Here is a 15,056-nt window from a genome sequence, read left to right as displayed (position 1 = left end):
GACGAAGTTGGTCTGCCAGCGGCGCAGATCGGGTTTGCGGTCGGATTGCTTGAAATAGCCCTCTTCGTCGTTGAAACGGCTCTTGAAGACAAAATTGTTTTCGAAAACGAATTCGTGTTCGTCGAAGGAATCGATGATCCGCGGAGCGCTGGTCATCGCGACGAAGCGCGCCGGCTCGGTGCCGGAAACATTGAAGTGCTGGTGCCAGGCGTTCATGGGGATGGCGAAATAGCTGCCCGCCTGCCACTCGAAGCTCTGTTTCCTCGCCTCGTCGAGCCAGACCGACGTGGCTCCCTGTCCCTTGAGAATGTAAATGGTTTCTTCGTAGAGATGCTTGTGCGGCTTGAGGGATTTTCCCGCGGGGATTTCGGTGACATGGGCGTCGTTGAAACCGCCGGTCCCTTCCAGGTTGACGATGGCCGAGAGGCCGTCGCCGCTCGACTTCCACGGGGCAAGCTCCATGGTCAACAGGTTCTTTACGAAGTAGCCCCGGACCGTCGGCAAGCCCTCGGCTTCTTTCCATCTCTCGTACGGAGATTTGTACTTTTCCGCTTCGGTCACCATTTCTCGTTCCGCGCGGACCATTGTCGCGTCAGTCTTGGCCATGGCTCCTCCCTTGGGTTTTTATCTTACGCAGATACTTCTATGCGCGCTTCGTGTAATGGGCTGCCGACCCCAGCCCGGGATTGCCCGAGGCATTCTCGCCTGTCGCTATCAACTCGCTCCCGTCTTGTCAAATACAAGCCCCTCGAGCAAAGGCGGCGCGGTGCGCGCCGAAAAACGCTTGGAAAGATTCTAGGCCTGTACTATAACCATCTCGCTCAGGCGCCGACTGAAAAGCCGGATCAACGGTAATCTCGCACAGCTTCTCGCAAGCCGGGAGGTATGGATGAAAGTTGGCTGCTATCGCCGGAAAATTCTTCCTTGCCTGGCGCTGTCCGCGAGTTTTCTGCTCGCGACAGAGGAAGTCCGCGCCCAGGCCGATTTTTACAAGGGCAAGACGATCAAGATCGTGGCCGGGACCCAGCCCGGCGGGACCTCCGACCGGCGCATTCGAGCCATGCTGCCGTTTCTGGAAAAGTACATCTCCGGCAACCCCGCGATCGTGGTGGAATACATGCCGGGCGGGGGCGATCGCAAGGCGGGCAACTATCTATACAATACCGCTCGCCCCGACGGGCTCACCATCGGCGCTCTCGGCGGCGGCTTCGTCTCCAACGCCGTCGCGGGCGAAACCGGCGTCATGTACGACATCGACCGGTTCATTTATCTCGGCTCCGGTTTCAGCAGGTTTACGGCGATCTTTGTCACACGCAGGGAAGCCGGCCTCGACAATCTGGAGAAGCTGCGGAGCTTTTCCGGGTTAAAGATCGGCGCGGAATCCGTGGGCCATCACCATTACATCGTCGGGCGGCTCTTCGCCTGGGTCGCCGCTCTCAAAGATCCGAGGCTTGTCACCGGCTACTCGAGCGCCGAGGTGGATCTGGCGCTGCTGCGGGGCGAGGTGGATGCCCGGTCGCAGGGCGGGCACTCGATCGTTTCCCGAAGCCCGGAGTGGATCGAAAAAGGGCTGGTCCACTTTCACGCCGTCTTCGAGATCCCCAAAGCCTTCCGGGACAAACATCCGGTGTTCGAGCCGCTCCCTTCGTTTGAAAGCTTCACGCGAACCGACATGCAGAGAAAGGTCCTCGCGATGTACCGCAACTTCCGGCTGACCGGGTCACCCTTTGTGCTTCCGCCCGCAACGCCCAAGGATCGCGCCGAGATCATGAAAGGGGCTTTCCGCAAGACCTTCAACGACCCCGAGTTCTTAAAGAAATTTGCGCAGATGACCGGAGCCGAAGCCGCCCCGCTGATGCCGGACGAGCAGGCGCAGGCCGTTCGGGAAATCCCGCGCGATCCCGAGACCGTAAAGCTCTTCAACCGGATCGCGGGTACGGACCCGCTGCCGCCTTTGTAAAGGATGAAAGCTGAAAACGAAAAAATGAAATAACGCAAAAAACAGGGGGAACGGCGATGGGAAAGATAACCGTGACGAGGCTCTACCATATTGGCATACCGGTCAACGAGATCGATCGGGCGGAGAAATTTTATGTGGAAGTCCTGGGAATGAAAGCCAAAGGAAGGGGGCAGGGAGAACGGGAATCGAACCGGCCGTTTTTCGAGCAGCTGGGTTATTGGCCGAAGAACGCGCGCCTCGCGACCGCCAAAGGGGACGTGGAAGTGGTCTTGTTCGAGCGCCCCAAGCCGGTGGAGCGCGATTGGAAGGAGGACAGCTTCTGCCACAGCGCGTTCTCGACCAGCAAGGAGGATTTCGCTCTGGCTCTGGAGAAGATGAGGGAATGGGGCGTGCGGGTTCACCTGGGGCCCGTAGGCTACAGCGGTGCCCGAACGCTTTACTTTTTCGATTCCGAGGGAAACTTTTTGCAGCTCGGAGAGAGAGGATAGCGGACATGCGCCGGCCGAAATGACTTATTTATCATCGCCGGTTCTAAATCGTAAATTCGGGGGCGTCGCTTTGCTTTGACCGCCGCCGTATTGGGACTGTATTTTTTGCGTTACGGGATCCTTTAACTCGGCAAAAAGCATCATCGCGACCGGATCCTTGAAGTTCAATCTGACTTTAAAGTTCCCCGCGTTTTTTATTTCCAACACCGCGACGTGCGGCGTCTCGAAGGTTCCGTCGATCACGGAAGCGGTTATATGAACGGTAAGGCCGAGACGGGCCACCGTGCTTCTCCCGTCTAAAATGGCCAATACGTTCGGCGGAGTTTGTATCGCTTCGTAACTCGCTCCAAGGACGAATTGCCCCGGTGCCAAGAGAAAGTCCTCTGTAGTCAGATCTATTTCCTTGTACTTGAGCTCCTGCGCCACCGTCAGACTTACGACCTGGTCAGGCTCGGGCACAAGCAGATTTTTGGCCAGATGGATACGGATGCCGGCGGGGCGTATGTTTTTCTTGTCAAAGTCGGGCTCAATTAAGATTTTGCCTTCATCGATGTACTTCTCGATTGTTCGATGTGATAAAAACATGAAACGCAGTATGCCACGATTTCTTTCGCTAAGACACCCCGGTGCGCGAGCGACGGCGGTCGTGTTATGGATAGCCTCGCACTCGCCGCACTGCGCGGGAGGAAGGAGCGCCCATGCGCCACGGTTTTAAGATTTTCGATTCGGACACGCACTTGAGTCCCTCGGCCGAAGCCCTGGAGCCCTACTTCGATGCCGCCATGCGCAAGCGGTTGCCCGAGTGGGAGAGCTGCAAGGTTCCCTTTCGCATCGGCTGGGCCGGCGAGATTCTCGAGCCGCCGTATCGCCACCGCTACCGGTTCATTAAACGAACCGGTTGGCGCGAGGGGCTCAGGGTTTTAGGAGAAGCGGGTCCCAGGGAGCATGTCGAGCTTCATTTCCCGAAGTTCATGGGCGGGCGCTTTCCGACGCCGGGCGGGGCTGATGACGACGTGGACGCGCGCATTCGGGATATGGACGAGGAGGGAGTGGACGTCCAGCTCATGCTTCCCGGACTCCCCCCGGCCGCGGACGACGTCGAGGTCGAGATCGGGTTTATCCGCGCCAACCACCGCTTTACCGACGACTTCTGCAGCGCGCACCCGCACCGCCTCAAGTCTCTCATTGTGGCGAGCAGCAAAGCCATCGAGGCATCGGTGGAAGAAATCAAATCATGGGCGCGCGCGACGTGGGCCGCCGGCATCTATCCCGACCTGGCCGAAGGCGTTCCCATCGACCACCCTAAATTGGACCCGATCTGGGCCGCGGCCAACGACGCAGGCCTCTCGGTCGCGCATCACAGTTTCACCTTCGGCTATCCCGGGTACCGCGATCTCTGGGACAACCCGTTCATCGGCCGGACCGCCTCGCACCCGTGGGGCGCAATGAGAGCGGTGACGGCATTTTTCGGCGCCGGGATCATGGATCGGTACCCTGACATTCGCTACTGCATCCTCGAGTCGGGCTTCGGCTGGCTCCCGTTCTGGGGAGCGCGTATGGACGATCAATCGGTCTACATGTCTTACGCCCTGCCGGACAATCTGGCTCGTAAGCCCAGCGAATACATGACCAGCGGGCGCTTCTTCGCCAGCCTGGTGATCCACGAAGGCGAGAAGATGGCGCGAATGGTCACCGACTTCCTCGGCGACGGCGTCTTAATGTATTCGTCCGATTACCCTCACGCGGAATCCCGCTTTCCCGAGTCCACAAACAAGGTGCTGGCCTGGAAATCCCTGGGAGACGAGGTCATGCGAAAAATGCTGTGGGACAACGCGACGAGATGCTTCGGAGAGCCGTAGTTACAAAGACGAAAGCTGAAAGATGAAACAAAACAATCGAGGCGCGAGGGCGAGAGTCAAGCAAGAATGATGGCTCAAGGGAAACTCACGGGGTCGAGCATTGACAGACTGTTGAAAAAGGAATTTTCATGCTTCGACAAGCTCAGCACGAACGGAAATTGCTCAACATTCCAACACCAAGTCCGTTCGCCCTGAGACTCTCGAAGGGTGAACGGCGGTCATCCAGGTTGAATACCAGAGGCAAGCGGTTGGAAAGATGCTGGACCCGCCCTATAATCATGCGGCGGATGAAGAAACGGCGAGGACGTTAGGCCCGACTCGCAAAAGAAATCCAAAAGAAAAGGGGAACGTCGATGGGAAAGATAACCGTGACGAGGCTCTATCATATTGGCATACCGGTAAACGACATCGATCGGGCGGAGAAATTTTACGTCGACGTCCTGGGAATGAAAATCAGAGGAAGGGGGGTCGGCGAAAGGGAATCGAACAGGCCATTTTTCGAGCTTCTGGGTTATTGGCCGAAGAACCTGCGCCTGCAGACCGCCAAAGGGGACGTGGAAGTGGTCTTGTTCGAGCGTCCAAAGCCGGTGGAGCGGGATTGGAAGGAGGACAGCTTCTGCCACAGCGCATTCTCGACCAGCAAGGAAGATTTCGCTCTGGCTCTGGAGAAGATGAAGGAATGGGGTGTGCGGCTCCATCTGGGGCCTATCGGGTACAGCGCCGCCCGAACGCTTTACTTTTTCGATTCCGAGGGAAACTATTTACAGCTCGGCGAGAGAGGATAGGATCCGCCAAGGAAGCGAGAACGGCTGTGACCTTTGCGTGCCGCGGCGCTTTCGCTATGCGCCTCCCGCGTCGGTAAATTCCCCGCTCCTTGCCCGTCCCTCGTTCACCGTGATACAGGTCGGCGGAGAAATCAATTCACCTTACGGGAGGACGATTTATGGCGCGCATTCGGCACATCGCTTTTCTTTCGGACGACCCGGAGCAGGCGCGGCGCTTCTACCTCGAAGTGTTCGGCGTCAAGGAGCTCGACCGCTCCAGGGCGCACCCGAACAACGTCATGCTTTCCGACGGCGAGATCTTCATCAACATCGTCAAGCGCCGTCCCGAGCACAAGAAGCCGGCGGGCTTCTATCACATCGGCTTTCACGTCGACAAAGTCGAGCTCACCCGCGAGCGCTTGAGAAAGGCGGGCTTTTCCGACCGCGTGATCCCGCGGCCCGAAGGGGTCCACGCCGAGTGCCGGATCACCGATCCCGACGACGTGCTGATCGACATCGCGGAAACGCCCTGGCGAGTTTAGGGCCCGCGGGATGAAATATCTCGCGGCGTTTTTGCCGGCGCTGTTTCTCTTCGCGGCCGCCGCGGCGGAATCCGCTTCCAGGGAGGACTGGGAGCGGGTCGTCGAGGCCGCGAAAAAAGAAGGGCAGGTCGCCGTCTACGTTTACCAGTTCGCGCCGGTTCTCGAAGCCTTCAAGCAGGCCTACCCGCAGATCAAAGTGGTCGCGGTCACCGGGACCGGAAACCAGCTCGCCACGAGGCTCCTGGCGGAGCGCCGGGCGGAAAAATATCTCGCCGACGTCTTCAGCGGCGGCGTGAGCACGAACTTCAACGTGCTCTATCAGGGAAAGGCCCTCGATCCGATCCGGCCGGCGCTGATCCTGCCCGAGGTTTTGGACGAATCCAAATGGTACGAGCGGCGGCACTCGTATGCCGACCCGGAGAAGCAATACGTCTTCGCCTATCTCACCAACGCCTATTCGGGACAGCTCCACTACAACTCCAACCTGGTCAATGCCAGAGAGTTCGACTCGTACTGGGACATTCTCGATCCCAAGTGGAAGGGCAAGCTCCTGTCGCTCGACCCGGCGCTCACCGGCGTGTGGGGACCGCTCAGGCTTTTTTACCACCATCCGGCGCTGGGCCCGGGCTACGTCAAGAAATTCTTCGGCGGGATGGACGTTCACCTGGGGCGCGACGACCGCCAGCTGACGGACTGGCTGGCTCAGGGCAAGTTCGCCGTCTGCCTCGCCTGCAAAGACGCGCCGCGCGCCAAGAGCCAGGGACTGCCGGTCGATTCGTTCGACAGCAACGCGTGGAAAGAAGGAGGCGCGATCACGTCGAGCCCGGGCTCCGTCAGCTTGATCAACCGCGCGCCTCATCCGAACGCGGCCAAGGTGCTGATCAACTGGCTCTTGTCGCGCGAGGGGCAGATTGCGGTGCAGAAGCTCGGCGACCCCGACGATCCGCCCAACTCGCGTCGGACCGACATCCCCAAAGACGACGTCCCGCCGCGGGGAAGGCTCGTGGAGGGGCGAAAATATCTCGACATCGGCCACCCCGAGTTCTCGGACATGAAGCCGGTTTTGCAGCTCATCAAAGAAGCGGGAAGTAAAGACAGGCACTAGGCAAAAGGCAAAAGGCGCAGGCACTAGGCGACGCAAGGCAAAGGGCACAGGTGGACCTGAGCCGGCCCGCATGAAAACAGATTGACAAGGGGGGCGCCCGCGCGAGTAAATGCAACCTCATGGCACACGCTGACATCATCGACATCCACGCCCACCTGTATCCCGACGGCTGCTTTGCCGAAGTGATCAAGGACAACCCTGAATTCAAGCTGCTCGACAGCCAGCGCGGGCTGTCGCTGTTCTACCGCGGCAGCCATGTGATGTCGCTGCCGAAAGAGCAGAGCGATGCGGCGAAGCGCCTCGCTTCGATGGACGAGGCGGGGATCGGCACGGCGGTGCTTTCCGTCGGCGCGCTGAATATCGGCTGGGCGGGCGAGCGCGCCGCCGATGCCGCGCGCTTCGTTAACGACGGCCTCGCGGCTTTCTGCCGCCGAGCGCCCGATCGGTTTTGCTTCGCCGCCGTTTTGCCGTGCGCCGACCCGGCCGCGATGGTCCGCGAGCTCGACCGCGCGCTCGACCTGGGCGCCGCCGGCGTCGGCATCGCGACCCGCTACGGCGAGTTCCAGCTCCACGCGCCCGAGCTGGGCGACTTCTGGCGCGAGATGAGCCGGCGCAAGCTCGCGGTGCTGGTCCATCCGACTTTTCCATGCGACGGGCCCGCCGGCGACGCGGGCTCTTTTATCGCCGTCGGCTATCCCGGCGAGACCGCGCTGGCGGCGACGCGCCTCGCGCTCGCCGGCGTTCTCGAAGAATGTTCCGAGGTGAAGGTCGTCTGGTCCCACCTCGGCGGCGGGTTGCCGATGATGATCGATCGCATCGACCGCGGTTATCAGCGCTTCTCCGCTTGCCCGCACCCGCCGAGCCATTATCTCAAGCGCTGCTACTTCGACACCGCGTGCACCCACGGCCCGGCGCTCGACTGCGCCCGTGCGACCTTCGGCGCGCGCGCTCTCCTCTTCGGCACCGACGTTCCCCACGTGCCGAACGCCGAAAACGAAACCGCCGCGGCGTTGAAGAGCCGCCCATGGCCCGCGGCCGATCTCGAAGCGGTTTTCGGCGCCAACGCGCGCCGCGCGGTCCTCGCCCGGTAAAATCCGCTGTCGCGGCGCTAACAAGGATGAGGGATGAAAGATGAGGGATGCTCGCCGACGCTTCCACGTTTGGGCAATTCCCGAAACGTCAAAATGAGCACCTTGGCGGTGCATGTCACGTTTGCTCAATTGCGCAAATGAGCAACTATCACCGTGCCACTTTCACCTTTTGAGAATTCTTAAAAGGTCAAAATGACTCGCGTCCACGTGCCGGGACCTCCCCTTTAACCTTGACTTGAGCCCCTCGTGATGATTTTCGTATGAGAAGTCTACTGGAAGGAAGGAGATATCATGGTTCACAGTTTTTTGCGCCGCGCGGCGCTGGGTGTCGTTTTGTCAGCGGCCGTGTCGGCTTGGTTCGTACTGCCGACGCATGGCGGGGAGGCCGCCGATATGTCGATGGTCGAGCCGCAAACGTTGAAGTTCGCCCCGATTGCTGGCGCGCCCGCGTGCGTGACGGCAGCGCCGGTGCGCGGCGATCCTACGAAAGGGGCTTCGATCCTGCTCGTGAAGCTGGCCGATGGCTGCCGCGTTCCGTGGCACTGGCACACCGCCAACGAGCAGCTCATGGTCGTTAGCGGTACGGGCACTCTTGAGATGAAAGACGGCAAGAAGCTTCGCTTGCGTGCCGGCGCGTACGCGTCCCTGCCCGGCCGCCAAATCCACCAGGCCGCTTGCTCTAAGAGCTGCATGTTCTTCAATAGCGCGGACACGGCTTTCGATATCCATTACGTGGACGAGACCGGCAAGGAGATCGCCGCCGACGAGGCATTGAAGAAGCGGACGCCATCCAAGGCGCAGAAGAAGTGAAAGAAAAAAAAGGCAGATGACGCGGCCGCCCGTTTCGGTGGCGGGGAAGAAAAAGGGGATCGCGAACCTTTATTGTAGGATAGAGACCGCGTCTACGAAATCTTCGTCTTGCGTGAAGCAGCTCTTCCCGCATCAAGCGGGCCATGATTTGCCTGTCTTGAATTACTCGCTGGCCGAGCAGTATGTGCTGTACTTGGAATCCATCTTTTCGAAGCCGGGTATAAAGCCGCAGCGGGGAAGTTCTCATCCAGCAAAATGATCATGCGGACTTTACGGCGGGGGAAGATGCCCGGCCACATGGGTCGCGTAGGCGAGAGCGGCCGTAATTTGATCCTGGGTGAGCTTGTAGTCTTCCCGGATATCTTCGGAAGAATCATGCCAAGCCCAACGGTAGATTCACGCTTTCATGTTTCGACAATTCCCGAAACGTCAAAATGAGCACCTTGGCGGTGCATGTCACGTTTGCTCAATTGCGCAAATGAGCATCCATCGCACCGCTTTGACCTTTTGAGAATTCTCAAAACGTCGATCCCGACGTCCTCGCCTCGGAAATCGCAAGTAATTTGACAATTCACGCTGGAATTGTTGTTAAGCAGCGACAAACACCCTAACATCACCGTGAAGGATGACCATTTGAATATCATCGATCAACTTGTGAGCGCCGACACGGGCAATCTGGTTCAATTCGTCAAGTACGTACTCAGCGGAACCGTAGCCACCGCGGCCCATATATTGGTGTTTCACCTGGCCGCGTGGAAAATGTTTTTTGCATTACAGCCGGATGATTGGTTCTTAAGGCTCTTCAGCCTGCGGGTTGAGGAGCTGGAGGATGCCACCCGGTCGCGAAATTCCATGAAGGCAAACGGCGTCGCTTTTGTTATCTCAAATTTCGTCGCCTACATTCTCAACGTCACCTGGGTCTTTGTTCCGGGCCGTCATCACTGGCTCGTGGAAATCGGTTTGTTTTATCTCGTTTCAGGTTTGGCCATTGCGATCGGTACCGGGCTCATGGGTTTGTTGATCCGGCGATTCGGCCTGCTGACGACCTATGCCTTTGGCGCGAACCTCGTCGCCGCCTTGATGATCAATTATGCGGCGCGCAAATTCTTCATTTTCAGCGGATGAAAATGGGCGCACCAAGAGTCCAATCACGCGCAAACGGCACGAGGCCCTTCGACTAGCTCGAACAGGCTCCAGCGTGAGGCGAGAATAAGAAATCAAAATCAACCCACTTCCACGTTTCGGGAATTCCCGAAACGTCAAAATGACGACCTGAGCGATGCTTGTCACGTTTGCTCAATTGCGCAAATGAGCATCCATCGCGCCGCTTTCACCGCTGAAACCTGACTGTAAGAACGGCAACGAGATCCTCAGCGGAAGCGAAACAGGCAACAGGTGGAGAGGGAGAAGAGGTTGGCGAGGCGAGCGGATTATTGCATAATTGTTTCTATCTCTTAAAGTAAGTCGTAAGATACTTCGAAATCACCTGTGCGTATTTTCTCGTTTCTCCACCCAGAGCAGCCGCGATCGCTTTAAATTCCGGTTTAATGAATTCTTCCGGCAGTTTTCCTTTGAGCATTCTTATCGTGCCGGCGCGCCTCTCCCTATCCAGAGCACGCTCGAGCTCGCTTGCAGGCACCCATTTCTGTCCGTTGTATGAAATCCAAGGCATCTTATTATAATTGCCGATCGTGTGCTGTTCTCTGACTTGTTGACCATCCGCTTTTAAAGGCTTTTCCACCTCATGATAGATTCCATAGACGCTATCGTGATGACCGGCAATTGGGTCGACAATGTCTTCGACGGCGGCGGGCTCATAAATGAACTCTCCTTCCGCCGATACCTTGCCGGAGTCCGAAGGCTCTGGCGCAGGTTCCAAGAATCGTATTTTACGACCCACCGGGGCGCCTTTTACTTTGCTAAGATTTAGTGCCATACGAAGTTAGTCATAGCCCGGGATCCGCATATCGGGGCGGAGAGTATCCGATAAGGCTCTGTCGTGTCAACTTGAGGGCCTCTCAATAGGCCTGTGACTCGCGACGCTTCCACGTTTCGGCAATTCCCAAAACGTCGAAATGATGACCCGAGCGATGTTTGTCACGTTTGCTCAATTGCGCAAATGCGCAAATATCACCGGGAGGAAAACCGGGTCAGGCTAGTTTTTAGGATAACAAATGACACCGAGCCAGTGTCCAAACCCAAAACAGACGGCCCTTCCACGTGTCATGGGAATTCCTGGGGTCGATCTTGAATCTTGATTTTCCGACGCTATAAGAAGACTACATGCCCACTTGCCCCGTAGACCTGGATCGAAGCGCGCGCCTCAGGTCCGTTGCGCTCCTCGCGCTGCTGGTCCTCTTCGCCGGCTGTGCGCCGGTTCGGCCGAGATTTTCGCAGACGGACTTTGCCACGCAGCCGGCGCCTGCGGATAAAGCCAGAATCATTTTTCTCCGCCTGAACGACTCCTACCTCGGAGCGGAATGGGCGCGTCTGGGTATCGCCGGCGCAACCGTGGGGAGGCTGGCGCGGGGCGAATTTCTGGTTGTCGATATCGCGCCGGGCGAGCATGAAATTTCGGTCGAGGAGGAAAAGGCGAAAGGGCGGTTCGCGTTCAGGATGAACTTCGAGGCCGGGCAGATCTACGATATGCAGGTTACCCGTAGGGAGGAGCAGAGAAACTATCAGGCGACGGGCGCGTTTGCCGCGATCATCAAACTCGTCGCTCCGTCCCTGATCGACGAAGAGAACCCGTTTATGCTGGCACCGGTCGAGCCGTGGGAGGTGTTGAAGATGTTGCAAGGACTCGAGCTTTCCGAACCGGCAAACTGAAATGACGACCTGAGCGGATGCTTGTCACGTTTGCTCAATTGCGCAACTATCGTCCGCCGCTTTCACCTTTTGAGAATTCTAAAACGTCGAAATAAGCGGCGCGCAACTTACTTTTCATACAGCTTCTTGATGAACCCGCTTTTGTCCAGCTCCTCGACAAAGCTCGAGTCCACGAACTCTTCGGGCTTGTGCTTGGTGACGTCGGGGCGCGTCATCGCCACGTATTCGTAGCTCGTTTTCATCCCCTTCAAGTTCGGGTACGGCGTCGGAAGACGGTGCTTGGCAAAAAGCTCCCACGACTCCTGGGCCAGCGAATCGTCGTCGAGCCGGAGCATCTTCTTGATCACCTTCCTGCCGAATTCCGGATCTTTTTTAAACAGCGCGATGCCCTCGAGATGGGCGCGCATGTAGCGCAGCACGAGATCGCGGTCGCGCTGGATCTGCGAGCGCGTCGTGGCGATCTCGCTCCAGGGATATTCCACGTCTTTAAAAAAGTCCCACAAGACGTTGAAGCCGGCCCGCTGAGCCAGAATGAAGGCGGGGTGGGACAACGTCGCCCCTTGGATTTTTCCCTGTTTGAGCGCGATGAGCCGCTCGGGGTCGGCGCCGATCTGCAGCAGAGCGAAGTCTTTGTCGGGACTGAGCCCCTTTCGTTTCGCGAGATAGCGCACGAGAAAATCAGTGAGCGAGCCGAACGTCGTCACGCCGATCGTCTTGCCCTTCAAGTCTTCGTCGCGCTTGATGTCCGCTCGCACCATCAGCGACTGCACGACGCCGGGCATCGTGTGCGCCAGGATCACCATGTCCGAGCCGGCGAGCACCGCGTTCATCACCGTCGGGGTTGCCACCGGGGCGATCGCCACGCTGCCCGCGACCAACGCTCTAGAGACGATTCCCGAGCCTTGCATGACGACGGGGTCGGCGTCGAGGCCGTGCTTTTCAAACAGCTTCGCTTCTTTGGCGACGAAGATGACGATATTGCCCATGCTGACCGCGGGCACGCCGACGTGGATTTTTTTCAGTCCCGGGCCCTGCGCAAGAGCGGTGGATGGGATCGCGGCCAGGCAGGCGAGACAGAGCATCGATAACGCGGAGCGCGTGGTCAGGGCGGCACCTCCGTCACTTTAATCCGCATATAGTCCCCGGCCCGGAAGAATGTCAATCCCGCGCGGCTTTGACAAACTCCGCGGTGGTTCGTTCGGTCCTTGACGGTTGGCTGCGGAGGAAATAGGCTGCAGGCGAATCGGCTGGAGCGCTGAGATGAAAGCGTTACTGAGAATTATCGCGCTGCTCCTGTCCTGTCTTTTTTCGGCTCCGGCCGATGCTCAGGGGCTTCCCAAAGTCCGCGCCGCGTACACCTCGATCGCGATTCAGATGACGCCGCTCTATTTGATGAAGGAGCTCGACCTTCCGCGCAAGCATGGGCTGGATGTGGAGCTGCTGTATATTCCGGTCAGCTCGAGAGCGATCCAAGCCGCCTTGGCGGGCGAGATCAGCTTCCTTACGAGCGGCGGCGTTGCCAACATCAACGCCAACATGGGCGGCGCCGACTTTGTCGGCCTCACGGCAACGCTCAACACTTTCACCTTCAAGATAATTTCACAGCCCGAAATCCGCGAACTCGGCGCGTTGAAAGGCAAGCGCATCGGCATCTCGCGCCTGGGCGGCGCAAGCGATTTTTCGATTCGCTATGCCCTCGATCGCTGGGGGCTCGTGCCCGATAGAGATGCGGCGATTCTCCAAATCGGCGGCGAACCCGAGCTGGTCGCGGCGCTGCAGGGAAAGACGATCGACGCGGCGGTGATATCCGAGCCTTTCGCGACGGCCGCCCTGAGAGCGGGAGCGCATCTTCTCTTCGATCTAAGCCGCCTGGACGTCCCCTACACACTGCACGGGATCGGCACGCGCAAGAGCCTCGTGCGCGAGCGCCGCGAGACGGCGATCGGTTACATGAAGGCCTATCTCGAAGGGATACAACTCTTTAAGACCAGGAAGGACCTTGCTCTCGCCACTCTGAAAAAATACGCCCGCCTGGATGATCTCTCTTTGATGCAGAACGTCTATCAGGAATACTCCCAGCGGCTGATTCGCGCCGTTCCTTACCCCAGTCCGGAGGGAATCCAGACCATCCTCGATCATCTGGCTAAAAGCCGACCGCAAGCCAAAACGCTCAATCCCAATGACTTCATCGATTCCTCTATCTTAAAGGAAATCGAAGATAGCGGGTTCGTAAAGCGGCTTTACAAGCAATGAATCCGCTCGCGTTGAAGATCGGTCCTCGATGGAATTTACATTCGACCAGGCGCCTTGAGTCGGCGAAAGAAACTCAAAACACAGAAATCATGCGACGCTTCCACGTTTCGGATTCCCGAAACGTCGAAATGACGGCCTGAGCGATGCTTGTCACGTTTGCGCAATTGCGCAAATCGGCAAGCATGGGCGAGCTAGGAAAATGACCTGAGACTTTGTCATGAACCTGTCATCCAGATTCGACCAGGCGCTTCAGTACGCGGCCGCCATCCACAGGGAACAGATTCGCAAGGGAACCGAGATCCCCTATCTGGCCCATCTGCTGGGCGTTGCGAGCATCGCCCTCGAATACGGCGCGAACGAGGACGAAGCGATCGGCGCCTTGCTCCACGACGCCGCCGAGGACGCCGGCGGACTCGCGCGCATCGACGATATACGCCGGCGTTTCGGCGACACCGTCGCCGCGATCGTCGAGGGCTGCACGGACTCCGTCGTCGTGCCGAAGCCGCCGTGGCGCAAGCGCAAGGAGGATTATCTCGCGCGTCTCCCATCCGCATCCCCGTCCGTGCGGCTGGTATCGGCTTCGGACAAGCTCCACAACGCGCGGGCGATTCTCAGCGACTATCGGCGGCACGGCGAGGCGCTGTGGTCGCGCTTTACCGGCGGGCGGGAAGGCACGCTGTGGTACTACCGTGCGCTCGCCGATGCGTTCGGAGCCGTCGAAAAAAGCTCGCTGGTCGAAGAATTGCGCCGCGTGGTTTCGGAAATCGAACGATTGAGCGGCAAGTAGCCGCCGACGAAGCAGTGCAGAGGCGGCCGCCGCTGAAGACGAATTGATTCGCTAAACCGCCAACGTCTCGCCGCACCGCGCGCAAGTTCGCAATTTCCGGTCCGAGCGCATGCGATCGGTCGCCAATTTGACCGCGTCGGTGGGATCGTCGAAGCGCACCGTCGTTTCATAGAGCCGGTTGCCGCATTGCTCGCAAAACCAGACGAAGAGATCGTCTTCGCCGCGACGGCGCTTGCGCTCGACGACAAACGTCCAGGAACCTTCGCCGCGCCGCGGCGAGTGGGGAACCCCACCCGGCAGGAGGAAAAGCTCGCCGGCTTTCAGCACGGCGATCGCGCGCGTTTTATCCGGCGTGATGTAGTGCAGGTTAAGCTCGCCCTCGAGTTGATAAAACATCTCGTCGCCGGGGTCGATGTGAAAATCCTTCCGGCTGTTCGGCCCGCGCGTGACGAAGGCGATGAAATCGGAATCCTGCCAAATGACGCGCCGCTGGCCCCAGTTGCCGCGGTTCTCCTCGATCCACTGCTTCAGGTTGAAATTCTTCAGGTGCGGAAACATAATGCCTCCT

The 15,056-nt window shown here is 58.7% G+C and carries 17 protein-coding genes; 12 read left to right on the top strand and 5 right to left on the bottom strand.

Features of this window, described 5'->3' with window-relative positions:
* Positions 1-606 (bottom strand): cupin domain-containing protein (locus tag VGL70_22925; GenBank protein ID HEY3306384.1); only part of this gene is annotated, 606 nt, incomplete at its 3' end.
* A 283-nt stretch (positions 607-889) separates the two neighbouring features.
* On the opposite strand from VGL70_22925, the gene VGL70_22920 reads away from it, so the two are divergent.
* Together VGL70_22920 and VGL70_22915 are read left to right on the top strand one after the other, a co-directional pair.
* Positions 890-1,960 carry a hypothetical protein gene (locus VGL70_22920; GenBank protein HEY3306383.1) on the top strand — a complete coding sequence of 357 codons (1,071 nt, stop codon included), beginning with the start codon at positions 890-892 and terminating at the stop codon, positions 1,958-1,960.
* Between the two features lie 56 nt (positions 1,961-2,016).
* Positions 2,017-2,448, top strand: a complete 432-nt coding sequence (locus VGL70_22915) for a VOC family protein (GenBank protein ID HEY3306382.1) — start codon at positions 2,017-2,019, stop codon at positions 2,446-2,448.
* 24 nt (positions 2,449-2,472) lie between these two features.
* Here VGL70_22915 and dcd read toward each other — a convergent pair whose 3' ends face one another.
* A complete protein-coding gene (gene dcd, locus VGL70_22910; GenBank protein HEY3306381.1) occupies positions 2,473-3,033 on the bottom strand; it encodes a dCTP deaminase in 561 nt (186 codons plus the stop codon).
* Positions 3,034-3,146: 113 nt separating this feature from the next.
* On the opposite strand from dcd, the gene VGL70_22905 reads away from it, so the two are divergent.
* The 7 genes from VGL70_22905 (at position 3,147) to VGL70_22875 (ending at position 9,744) form a co-directional block, all read left to right on the top strand.
* On the top strand, positions 3,147-4,307 hold the full coding sequence (locus VGL70_22905; protein ID HEY3306380.1) for an amidohydrolase family protein: 1,161 nt from the start codon (positions 3,147-3,149) through the stop codon (positions 4,305-4,307).
* A gap of 353 nt (positions 4,308-4,660) precedes the next feature.
* Positions 4,661-5,092 (top strand): VOC family protein, encoded by a 432-nt coding sequence (locus VGL70_22900; GenBank protein HEY3306379.1) that lies wholly within the window; start codon positions 4,661-4,663, stop codon positions 5,090-5,092.
* A 158-nt stretch (positions 5,093-5,250) separates the two neighbouring features.
* Entirely contained in the window at positions 5,251-5,613 is a 363-nt protein-coding gene (locus VGL70_22895) for a VOC family protein (GenBank protein HEY3306378.1), read from the top strand.
* 10 nt (positions 5,614-5,623) lie between these two features.
* The gene (locus tag VGL70_22890; GenBank protein ID HEY3306377.1) at positions 5,624-6,718 is read left to right on the top strand and encodes an extracellular solute-binding protein; all 1,095 of its coding nucleotides are present in this window, start codon (positions 5,624-5,626) and stop codon (positions 6,716-6,718) included.
* Positions 6,719-6,837: 119 nt separating this feature from the next.
* Positions 6,838-7,809 carry an amidohydrolase family protein gene (locus VGL70_22885; protein HEY3306376.1) on the top strand — a complete coding sequence of 324 codons (972 nt, stop codon included), beginning with the start codon at positions 6,838-6,840 and terminating at the stop codon, positions 7,807-7,809.
* Positions 7,810-8,100: 291 nt separating this feature from the next.
* Positions 8,101-8,619, top strand: coding sequence for a cupin domain-containing protein (locus tag VGL70_22880; GenBank protein HEY3306375.1), 519 nt, complete (start codon positions 8,101-8,103; stop codon positions 8,617-8,619).
* A gap of 633 nt (positions 8,620-9,252) precedes the next feature.
* Entirely contained in the window at positions 9,253-9,744 is a 492-nt protein-coding gene (locus tag VGL70_22875; protein HEY3306374.1) for a GtrA family protein, read from the top strand.
* A gap of 322 nt (positions 9,745-10,066) precedes the next feature.
* On the opposite strand, the gene VGL70_22870 is transcribed toward VGL70_22875, so the two are convergent.
* A complete protein-coding gene (locus tag VGL70_22870; protein HEY3306373.1) occupies positions 10,067-10,555 on the bottom strand; it encodes a hypothetical protein in 489 nt (162 codons plus the stop codon).
* A gap of 347 nt (positions 10,556-10,902) precedes the next feature.
* Between VGL70_22870 and VGL70_22865 the strand changes: the two genes are divergently transcribed.
* Positions 10,903-11,448 carry a DUF2846 domain-containing protein gene (locus tag VGL70_22865; protein HEY3306372.1) on the top strand — a complete coding sequence of 182 codons (546 nt, stop codon included), beginning with the start codon at positions 10,903-10,905 and terminating at the stop codon, positions 11,446-11,448.
* 107 nt (positions 11,449-11,555) lie between these two features.
* Here VGL70_22865 and VGL70_22860 read toward each other — a convergent pair whose 3' ends face one another.
* Entirely contained in the window at positions 11,556-12,530 is a 975-nt protein-coding gene (locus tag VGL70_22860) for an ABC transporter substrate-binding protein (protein HEY3306371.1), read from the bottom strand.
* A 178-nt stretch (positions 12,531-12,708) separates the two neighbouring features.
* On the opposite strand from VGL70_22860, the gene VGL70_22855 reads away from it, so the two are divergent.
* Positions 12,709-13,701: an ABC transporter substrate-binding protein gene (locus VGL70_22855; GenBank protein ID HEY3306370.1), complete on the top strand. Its 993-nt coding sequence runs from the start codon at positions 12,709-12,711 to the stop codon at positions 13,699-13,701.
* Positions 13,702-13,918: 217 nt separating this feature from the next.
* Entirely contained in the window at positions 13,919-14,488 is a 570-nt protein-coding gene (locus VGL70_22850) for an HD domain-containing protein (GenBank protein ID HEY3306369.1), read from the top strand.
* Between the two features lie 51 nt (positions 14,489-14,539).
* Here VGL70_22850 and nbaC read toward each other — a convergent pair.
* A partial coding sequence (gene nbaC, locus VGL70_22845) for a 3-hydroxyanthranilate 3,4-dioxygenase (GenBank protein ID HEY3306368.1) occupies positions 14,540-15,056 on the bottom strand: 517 nt, incomplete at its 5' end.

Source organism: Candidatus Binatia bacterium (genome assembly GCA_036504975.1).
Classification (GTDB): domain Bacteria; phylum Desulfobacterota; class Binatia; order UBA9968; family UBA9968; genus JAJPJQ01.
Note: the sequence above shows the minus strand (reverse complement) of the source record. Positions and strands in the feature narration are given on the sequence as shown.